The sequence below is a fragment of the Desulfosarcina sp. genome (assembly GCF_041551955.1).
Classification (GTDB): domain Bacteria; phylum Desulfobacterota; class Desulfobacteria; order Desulfobacterales; family Desulfosarcinaceae; genus Desulfosarcina.
This window is the reverse complement of sequence record NZ_JBFELV010000204.1, coordinates 1-8660: the sequence shown is the minus strand read 5'-3', so window position 1 is coordinate 8660 and position 8660 is coordinate 1. Positions and strand designations below refer to the sequence as shown.

8 protein-coding genes are annotated in these 8660 nt (G+C 57.7%); all 8 read right to left on the bottom strand.

The annotated features are described in order from the left end of the window. Positions 1-277: 277 nt before the first annotated feature. Genes ABYV26_RS15135 through ABYV26_RS15100 form a run of 8 tightly spaced genes read right to left on the bottom strand, consistent with a single transcriptional unit; the run spans position 278 to position 8440 of the window. Positions 278-997, bottom strand: a complete 720-nt coding sequence (locus ABYV26_RS15135) for a FadR/GntR family transcriptional regulator (protein ID WP_372682193.1) — start codon at positions 995-997, stop codon at positions 278-280. Then, positions 994-2283, bottom strand: a complete 1290-nt coding sequence (locus tag ABYV26_RS15130) for a (Fe-S)-binding protein (protein ID WP_372682192.1) — start codon at positions 2281-2283, stop codon at positions 994-996. The genes ABYV26_RS15135 and ABYV26_RS15130 overlap by 4 nt, the downstream gene beginning before the upstream one ends. Positions 2284-2291: 8 nt before the next feature. Continuing rightward, on the bottom strand, positions 2292-3680 hold the full coding sequence (locus ABYV26_RS15125) for an FAD-binding oxidoreductase (protein ID WP_372682191.1): 1389 nt from the start codon (positions 3678-3680) through the stop codon (positions 2292-2294). A 13-nt stretch (positions 3681-3693) separates the two neighbouring features. Continuing rightward, on the bottom strand, positions 3694-4359 hold the full coding sequence (locus ABYV26_RS15120) for a lactate utilization protein C (protein ID WP_372682190.1): 666 nt from the start codon (positions 4357-4359) through the stop codon (positions 3694-3696). Then, a complete protein-coding gene (locus ABYV26_RS15115; RefSeq protein WP_372682189.1) occupies positions 4352-5782 on the bottom strand; it encodes a LutB/LldF family L-lactate oxidation iron-sulfur protein in 1431 nt (476 codons plus the stop codon). Before ABYV26_RS15115 ends, ABYV26_RS15120 begins: the two co-directional genes overlap by 8 nt. Continuing rightward, complete coding sequence (locus tag ABYV26_RS15110; protein WP_372682188.1) at positions 5772-6530, bottom strand: (Fe-S)-binding protein; 759 nt, start codon at positions 6528-6530, stop codon at positions 5772-5774. Before ABYV26_RS15110 ends, ABYV26_RS15115 begins: the two co-directional genes overlap by 11 nt. Before the next feature lie 47 nt (positions 6531-6577). Next, positions 6578-7921, bottom strand: a complete 1344-nt coding sequence (locus tag ABYV26_RS15105) for a TRAP transporter large permease subunit (RefSeq protein ID WP_372682187.1) — start codon at positions 7919-7921, stop codon at positions 6578-6580. 6 nt (positions 7922-7927) lie between these two features. Next, the gene (locus ABYV26_RS15100; protein ID WP_372682186.1) at positions 7928-8440 is read right to left on the bottom strand and encodes a TRAP transporter small permease subunit; all 513 of its coding nucleotides are present in this window, start codon (positions 8438-8440) and stop codon (positions 7928-7930) included. Positions 8441-8660 lie beyond the last annotated feature (220 nt).

Here is an 8660-nt window from a genome sequence, read left to right as displayed (position 1 = left end):
CCGGTAGGCCTGTGAGTCGAGACTGTAGTATCGCTTGGTGCCCAGCCCGGCATATTTCATGACCAGTTCGTTGAGCGTTTGCCGTTCCTGCTGGAATTTTTCTATTTCACCCATTGACTACCCCTTTACCTTAGTTAAATCACAATACTCAACCAACCAAATTGCAAACCAATCACAATGGCCTAAACTTCCAACTCAAAACCATATGAAAGAATGAGCTCGTGTTTAAGATGTGGACATTGACTTTTGAGATTTTTTTGATTTTTGGAATTTGTCGTTAGAAATTTTTTTCTTCCCGGTATTTGAAAAAGCGGATCACATAATTGATGTGGTTTTTCATGGTCCGGTAGGCATCTTCGGCGTCGCCCCTGCGGATGGCCTGATAGATGGCCTTGTGCTGCTTAAGAATTTCGGCGATGTTATCCTGGTCTTCGTATAAGTGCAGCAGGTTTTCCCGGATGCCCGCGTGCAGAAAGTCCGAGACATTTTTCATGATATAAACCTGCAGGGGGTTTTTGGTTGCCCAGGCGATGGCCATGTGGAAGGAGAGATCCCCCTCGGTGCCCAGCCCACCGGCGCAAGTATCGGCTTCCATATCTGCGATGGACTTTCCGATGGCGTCCAGATCCGCCGGGTTGGCCCGCTGAGCCGCCAGCGAAGCAGCCGTGCACTCGATCCCCATGCGCATTTCCAACAGATCGATAAGACTGGCGTCCTGGGCCTCCATCACCGTGGCCAGGGGTATTTTCACGGCTTCGTCCATCGAACGCACGAAGGTGCCCTGGCCCTGACGCTGCTCCAAGAAACGCAACGTAACCAACTTGTTGATCGCTTCGTGGACGGAGTTGCGGCTGACATTCAGGGCGTCGGCGAGCTCCCGCTCGGTCATGATCTGTTGGCCGGGCTGGTAGTCCCCGCGAAAGATCAGCTCCCGCAGTTGGTCGAAGACCTGATCGGAAATGCGTTTGGGGCTGATGGGTTTGAGCCGTATTTTCATTCGTCCAGGGCTTGGGCCAACAATTCGACGGGATGCCGCACGGCGATTTTCGCACCGGCCTGGGAAAGCATGTCCGAGATCTGGATCATGCACGCCGGACATCCCGTGGCCATCACGTCGGCACCCGTGTCTTTAATTTGGGCCGCTTTTTTCATCCCGATACCTTTCGAGATGTCATAGTACTGCAGGTTGAAACTCCCACCCATCCCGCAGCACCAGTCTGATTCGGCCATCTCCGTCAGCGTGCACCCAGGTGTGGCCTCGATCACGGCACGGGGTTCGTTGAACACCTTCAGGCTTTTCTTCAAATGGCACGGGTCGTGGTAGGTGACGGTACTGGCGCTGCCGGTTGAATTCGTCAACGGCTGAAGGTGGGCCTCCCTGACCAGGAACTGATTGATGTCCATGGTCCGGCGGGCCAGTTGGGTCGCCGCGTCGCGGTTGCGCGCGTTTGCCATCTTCGGCCAGACCTCATGGATGGTGGATGTGCAGGTTGCACAGGCGGTGACCAACATGTCGAAGTGACCCGTTTTAAAGCGTTCCAGGCTATGGTTCAGCAGTTTTTCAAAGGTGGGCAGATCACCGCTGGACAATGCCGGAATACCGCAGCATCCCTGGTTTTCTGGCAGGAAGATCCCGACCCCCAGGTAGTCCAGGACCTTGATGGTGCTGTGGGCAATGACGGGAAACATCTTGTCGATGAGGCACCCGGTGAAAAGGCCAACCTTGAGCCCCGACTTTCCCGCCGGACGATCGATAAAAGACACCTGACGGTGGAAGGGCTCCGGGGCCAGGGTTCTGAAATGGCGGTCCTGGAGCAGAGGCGACATCACCCGGGCGCAGGACGTGCCGACGATATCGTTGACTGGCCGGGATAAAATTTTCTGGAACCGGGCACCCCACTCGACAATTCGATCGAACAAGGTTGGGTTGGCCAACATGCCCTTCAGAACCAACCGCTTGGCCGGTGATAGGCCCATGTATCCGGTGAGGATGGCCCGTGCTTTGAGAAAAATCTCCTGCACGCTGACCCCACTGGGGCAGCTGGCCGCACAAGATCCGCACAGCAGGCATTTGTTTAGCCGCTGGTAAACCCCGTGGGGGTCGTCGAACATCTGTTCCATCAAGCCGTTCAGCAGGGCCAGTTTGCCCCGGGCCACGTCTGCCTCTCGTCCGGTTTGATCGAAAACCGGGCAAACGGACTGACACATGCCGCAACGCATACAAACCACCAGTTGATCTTCCAGATCCCGCATAAGGCGGGCGAGTGCGTCCATTGATGCCATGATGGGAACTACGCTTTCGCGGCGATAATCTTGCCGGGGTTGAGAATATTCTTGGGATCCAGGGCCCGTTTGACCCGCGAAGAAAATAGAATGGTTCCGGGGCTGGTCTCTTTTTCCAGGTAGCGGCATTTGGCCAGGCCGGTCCCGTGTTCGCCGGAAAGCGTACCCCCCATTTTCAACGCATCATCGAAGATGTCGTCGATGGCCTTTTCCACTCGCTCCCATTCAGCATGGTCGCGCTTGTCGGTCAGAATCGTGGGGTGCAGATTGCCGTCGCCGGCGTGGCCGAAAGTACCGATGGTCAGGTCATAGCGTTTGGCGATCCGCTGAATGGCGACGACCATCTCCGGGAGGCGGCTGCGGGGCACCGTGGCGTCTTCGAGCACCAGGGTCGGTTTGAGTTGGGCCAGCGCGGAGAGCGCTGCACGGCGGGCAGCCCACACCCGATCCCGTTCGGCCGCGTCCTGGGCCACGCGAACCGAGGTCGCCCCCATGGACCGGCAAAGGGCCTCCACGCGGGCGGCGTCTTCCTCCACCTGCGCCGCATGACCGTCCAGTTCTACCAACAGCATGGCGGCGGCGTCTTTGGGCAGGCCGGCCTTGCTGAAATCTTCCACCGCCCGAATCGTAAAATTATCGAGAAACTCCAGAGTGGCCGGAACGATCCGGTCGGCAATAATGGCGGCAACGGTTTCAGAGGCCCGCTCAAGGGATTCGAAAACGGCCATCATGGCCTTTCGGTGGGCCGGCAGCGGGATCAGTTTGAGTATGATTTCGGCAAATACGCCCAAGGTGCCTTCGGACCCGACCATCAACCCGGTGAGGTTGTATCCGGTGGCACACTTGACCGTCCGGGATCCCGATTTGACCAGGTTGCCCTCCACATCGAAGAAGCTCACGCCCATCACATAATCCCGGGTGACGCCGTATTTCAGACCACGCAGGCCGCCGGCGTTTTCAGCCACGTTGCCGCCAATCGTCGAGACGGCCTGGCTGCCGGGATCGGGAGGATAGAACAGGCCTTTGGCCTCCACGGCGGCAGCCAGCTTGGCCGTAACCACACCGGGCTGGACCACGGCATACATATCCGCCTCGTTGATCTCCAGGATGGATTTCATGCCGTTGGTGACGATAACCACCCCGCCGGGCAGGGGCACCGTACCGCCGCTCAAGTTGGTGCCGGCTCCCCGGACGGTCAGGGGCAGACCGTTGTCGTTGCACAGGCGCACCGTCTTTCCCAGGGCGTCTGCTGTGGTGGGCCGTACGATTAACCCGGGCTGGACGGGATCGACGACGGCGGCATCGTAGGAGTAGGTGTGCAGATCGGTGGGATCCGTCCACGCGTTATCGTCACCCACGATGGTTTTGAATTGTCGGACAAGTGAATCAGCGATCATGGTAAATTACCTTTTACTTGCGTATCAACAGGACCAATTCTTTGGGGCCATGCACCCCGAACACCAGCGTAAACTCGATATCGGCGGTCTTGGACGGACCGGATATCAACAGGGCGTTGGTGGGCATGCCGGCAGCCCAGTTTTCGGCGGCCATCATCTCGGCAAGCGAGCTGTAGATGGTATCAGCATCGAGCACCGCCACGTGCACCGGCGGAACCAGGGACATCAACCGCGGTTCGTGCGGGGTGGGCCAGAGGACCACGGCCCCGGTCTCGGCCACCCCTGCACGGGCGCTGGTAATCCCGGCATCGATCTCAAACAGGTCCGCCTTGAATGTCTCCACCGGCCCGTCATAGGCCACTAGCTCCGGCAGTCCTGCGGCATCGGATGCCCATGACGCTTCGATTGCCGGGCCGATCGGGGCCCCCGGACCATACAGGAGCCGTTTCCAGCCCCTCTTTCGGGCCAGTTCCGTCAGGGTGTCGACCCAGTTGCCGGTGTCCACGATGTGAACGTCCGTGCGCATGGTCGTCATCATCGCTGCCAGGCGGTCGATCTTCGCCTCCCGATCGAGCGCCAATTCAGGCGGCAACGGCACATCCGGAACGGTCGTCTCCTCCGTACCGGAAGCATGCAGGCGCGCCAATATCCGATCACGGGCATTCTGGTGGCTACTCATCTTTCACCCCTTCGCTGCGTGCGCGTTCGTGAAGGCTGGTACGGGCCACACACGGCGACGTTCGAACACGCATCCATTTTTTAAGTGGGCCAACCCTGGGCATGCGTTTGCCAACCTTTCCAGCCAAACGGGTGCCCATTTCATTGAGCACGGGTGAACGGTTGGCCAGTTCCCAACCTTTCCACACCAGCGTTTCGGCCAGGTTTTTTTTGTAGCCGCCGCCCTCGACCACGGCGCTGCCCTCCTGATCGTAGCTTTCGTTGCGCAGCCGCCGGATCAGATCGGGAATCGGGATTCGGACGGGACACACTTCACCGCAGGCCCCGCAGAGACTGGATGCCGTTGCCAGCACCCCGGCCCGTTCGAGCCCCTCCATTTGAGGGGTCAGGATTTTTCCGATGGGGCCCGGATAGACGTGCCCATAGGCATGGCCACCGATGCGAACATAGACCGGGCAGTGGTTAAGGCAGGTGCCGCAGCGGATGCAAAGCAGGGTCTGGCGGAATTCTGGATCGGCCAGCATGCGCGAGCGCCCGTTGTCCAGAATGACCAGGTGAACCTCCTTGGGGCCGTCCTTTTCACCGGTACGGCGCGGAGAAGTGATCATGTTGACATAAGTGGTGATCGTCTGCCCGGTGGCCGATCCGGTGAGCAGCCGCAGCAGAGGCGGCACATCGGAAAGCTTCTCGACAACCTTTTCCAGGCCCATTACGGCCACATGAACCTCGGGAGCGGTGGTGCACATACGGCCGTTGCCTTCGTTTTCCACCAACAGCAAGGTCCCGGTTTCGGCGATGGCGAAATTGACCCCGGAAAGCCCCACCTTGGCCGCAGCGAATCGCTTGCGCAGCACCCGTCTGGCAATGGCGGTCAGTTCCTCCACGTCTTCCGTGTAAGGGGTGTCCGGAATTTTTTCGTGGAAGATAGCGGCCACTTCGTCCTTGTTCTTGTGAATGGCCGGGACGATGATGTGCGAAGGGGTTTCGTGGTTGAGCTGAATGATGAACTCGCCCAGATCGGTCTCGATGGCTTCGATGTGGTTTTCTTCGAGAAAATGGTTCAGGTGCATTTCTTCGGAGACCATCGACTTGCCCTTGACGATGTCAGGCGCATCGTGACGTCGCAGGATGTCGAGCACGATGCCGTTGGCCTGGGCCGTGTCTTCGGCCCAGTGCACCTGAATCCCGTTTTTCGTACAGTTGGCTTCGAGCTGCTCCAACAGACGGGGCAGCTGTTTCAGTGCGCGGCGCTTGATAGCATTGCCGGCCGAACGCAGTTGTTCGAGATAGGCGCTGTCCGGGAAAACCGTGCGGCGCTTGTCGACCAGAATGTCCATCGCCTTACGCAGGTTTTTACGAAGTTGACGGTCCTCCAGAGCATCGGCGATGTTGTGTTCGAAGTCGAACGTCGACTTATTGTCCATTGGTTCTCTCCCACAGGAACTCAGCCAGGTGTTTGCCGGCAATCGCCACACCGGCGTGTTCCATGGCACCGGTGATGTTCATCAGACACCCGCAGTCACCGGCCACCAGCGTCGTTGCCCTGGTTCGACGGATATCGTCCACCTTGTCCTTGACCATGGCAGCCGATATGGCCGGCTGCTTGACGGTAAAGGTGCCGCCGAACCCGCAGCATTCCGTCTCGCGCTGCAGTTCCACCAGGGTCACGTTTTTCAGCTGCCGGATCAAGGCCTTGGAATGTTTTATCACATCCATCTCGCGCAGGGCGTGACAGGAACTGTGCCAGGTGATCGTCAGCGGAGCCCCCCGGTCTTCGAGTTTAACCCCCAGCACCGTGGCCAGATACTCTGACCATTCGTAAACCCGTTCGGAAAAACGGTGCGCAGCGACTTCATCAAGGGTGCCGGCGAACAAGGGCGGGTAGTGATGCTTCATCATGCCGGCACAGGATCCGGAAGGCACCACGATCGGGTATGGTTTTCTGAATACCTGGATCTGCTTACGGGCGACGGTCCTGGCCTCCCGGGTAAACCCGGAATTATATGCCGGTTGACCGCAGCAGCTCTGGTCCGGGGGAAACACCACCTTGACACCCAGGGACTCGAGCATGCGAATGGCGGCCATTCCGGCATCGGGATAGACGGCATCCATCAGGCAGGTACCGAAAAAATAGACCGTTTCGGATCTTTCAGGGTGATTTCGGGTTTGCATGGATTTCACCTTCAGTGATTGGCATCACATGAATTAGACTTGAGGTATCAGCTTCCGAAAAACAGTGCCGGCAGCCAAGTGATCAGCCCCGGGAACAACGCCAGAATCGTGAGCCCCAGCAACTGCAGCAGCACAAAGGGGATGATACCGCGGTAGATGTGCATCATCGTGTATTCCGGCGGGGCGACCCCCTTGAAGTAGAACAGCGCATAGCCGAAAGGTGGTGTCAAAAACGAGGTCTGCAAGTTCACACACATGAGGATCGAAAACCACAGCGGATTGAAATCCAGCTCCATGGCAATAGGCATGAAGACAGGCACGGTGACCAGCAGGATGGCCGCCCAGTCGATGAACATGCCCATCAAAAAAACGATGGCCATCATGATCAGAAGGACGATCCAGCGGTTCAAACCCGAGCCGATGAGCACGTCCGCCACGACATCGCCGCCGCCCATGCTCAGAAAGACCGAACTGAAAAATTTACCGCCGATGAAAAGCATCATCACCATGGCGGTGGTTTTCAAGGTGGCGCGGCAGCTGTCTCGAAACACCGGCCAGGTAAGCTTGCGGTTGGCCATTGCCAGGATGGCAGCGCCGCTGGCGCCCATGCCGGCAGCCTCGGTGGGCGTGGCCACGCCACCGAGTATGGTGCCCATCACCGCGAGGATCAGAGCCAGGGGCGGCACCATCGACTTTAAGGTCATGCCCCATTTTTGTAAGGCCGTGTAAGTGCCGGCCTCTTCTTTCGAGATGGGGGGGCCCAGTTGCGGATTGATGTTGCAGCGAATCAAAATATAGGCAAAATAGAGGCCTGCCAGCAGCAGGCCCGGAAAGATCGCACCGGCAAACAGGTTGCCTACGGTGGTTTCCTTGAGTCCGGTCAAGCCGCCATATATGACCATCATGATGGACGGCGGTATCAATATACCCAATGTACCGGCGGCACAGATGATTCCGCTGGTCATCTCTTTCTGATAATTCTTGCGCAACAGCGCCGGGGTGGCCAGCAAGCCCATCGCCACCACGGAGGCGCCGATGATGCCGGTGGTAGCGGCAAAAATGGTGCACACCACGACCACGGCCAGGCCCAACCCGCCTTTGATGCTGCCCAATACCACATAAAGGGCTTCGAAAAGCTTGTCGCTAACCTTGGAGCGATCCAGCAGCTGGGCCATGAGGATGAACAGCGGAATGGCAACCAGGACGTAATTTTCCATGACGCCCCAGGCATTGTTGGCAAACATGTTGAACAGGGCATCTAGATTGAACCCATTGTCGATCAGCCCGAACAGGGTCGCCACGGCCGCCAGGGTGTAGGCCAGCGGATGACCGAAAATAATGGCCACGATCAGCGTTACAAACATCGCGACGGTTAGAAATTCTACACTCATAGTTGGTTACCTCACCCCTTCCGCTTTGCCTTGCAGCACCCGGATGTTATGTATCAAATTGGAAAACCCCTGAATCAGCAGAAACGAAAAGGAGATGGCCATTAGGGTCTTGATGGGATAAATCGGCGGCGCCCAGCTAGTGGGGTTGAGTTCTCCTCCGGCGATGGATGTCAGGGCGTATTTCCAGGTTGCGATGGTCATCAGGACCATCACCGGCATGAAGAAAACCAAATTGGTCAGAACACCGATAAAACCCTGGGGCTTCAGCGGCATGCGCGAGGTGAAAATGTCCACCCTTACGTGTCCACTGTAGACGTCGCAGTAGGCTAGACCCAGCATGTAATGCACGCCGTAGAGAAAGGTGGTGGCTTCAAAGCCCCAGGTGGTGGGTGCGTTGAAGGCGTAGCGCATGACCACCTCGTAGACCACCACCAGCAGCAGGGGCAAGGCCAGCAGCGAACTGAACTCGCCCTGTTTGATGTTAAATGTGTCAATTGCATTGGATAGTTTTGCCAGCATGCCTGTGTTCCTTTCAAACGTCCTTTGATTCATCGATTAGGATTGAAAGTCCGCATCACCGGGAAACGGACTTCCAATCCTTTTATTTCAATAGATCAAATGCACATGGGAGACTATTCGGTAATCCGACCGCCGATGTAGGTTTCATAGGGCCACGGGGTCGCTCCGGAACGGGCATCACGCCAGTCGGCAAAACTTTCTGTGAAGGCTTCCTGGCTGT

Bases quoted from the DNA above. Each gene is read 5' to 3' on its own strand.
- ABYV26_RS15115 (WP_372682189.1), bottom strand. From the start codon at position 5,782: ATGGACAATAAGTCGACGTTCGACTTCGAACACAACATCGCCGATGCT.
- ABYV26_RS15130 (WP_372682192.1), bottom strand. From the start codon at position 2,283: ATGGCATCAATGGACGCACTCGCCCGCCTTATGCGGGATCTGGAAGAT.
- ABYV26_RS15120 (WP_372682190.1), bottom strand. From the start codon at position 4,359: ATGAGTAGCCACCAGAATGCCCGTGATCGGATATTGGCGCGCCTGCAT.
- ABYV26_RS15110 (WP_372682188.1), bottom strand. From the start codon at position 6,530: ATGCAAACCCGAAATCACCCTGAAAGATCCGAAACGGTCTATTTTTTC.
- ABYV26_RS15125 (WP_372682191.1), bottom strand. From the start codon at position 3,680: ATGATCGCTGATTCACTTGTCCGACAATTCAAAACCATCGTGGGTGAC.
- ABYV26_RS15105 (WP_372682187.1), bottom strand. From the start codon at position 7,921: ATGAGTGTAGAATTTCTAACCGTCGCGATGTTTGTAACGCTGATCGTG.
- ABYV26_RS15135 (WP_372682193.1), bottom strand. From the start codon at position 997: ATGAAAATACGGCTCAAACCCATCAGCCCCAAACGCATTTCCGATCAG.
- ABYV26_RS15100 (WP_372682186.1), bottom strand. From the start codon at position 8,440: ATGCTGGCAAAACTATCCAATGCAATTGACACATTTAACATCAAACAG.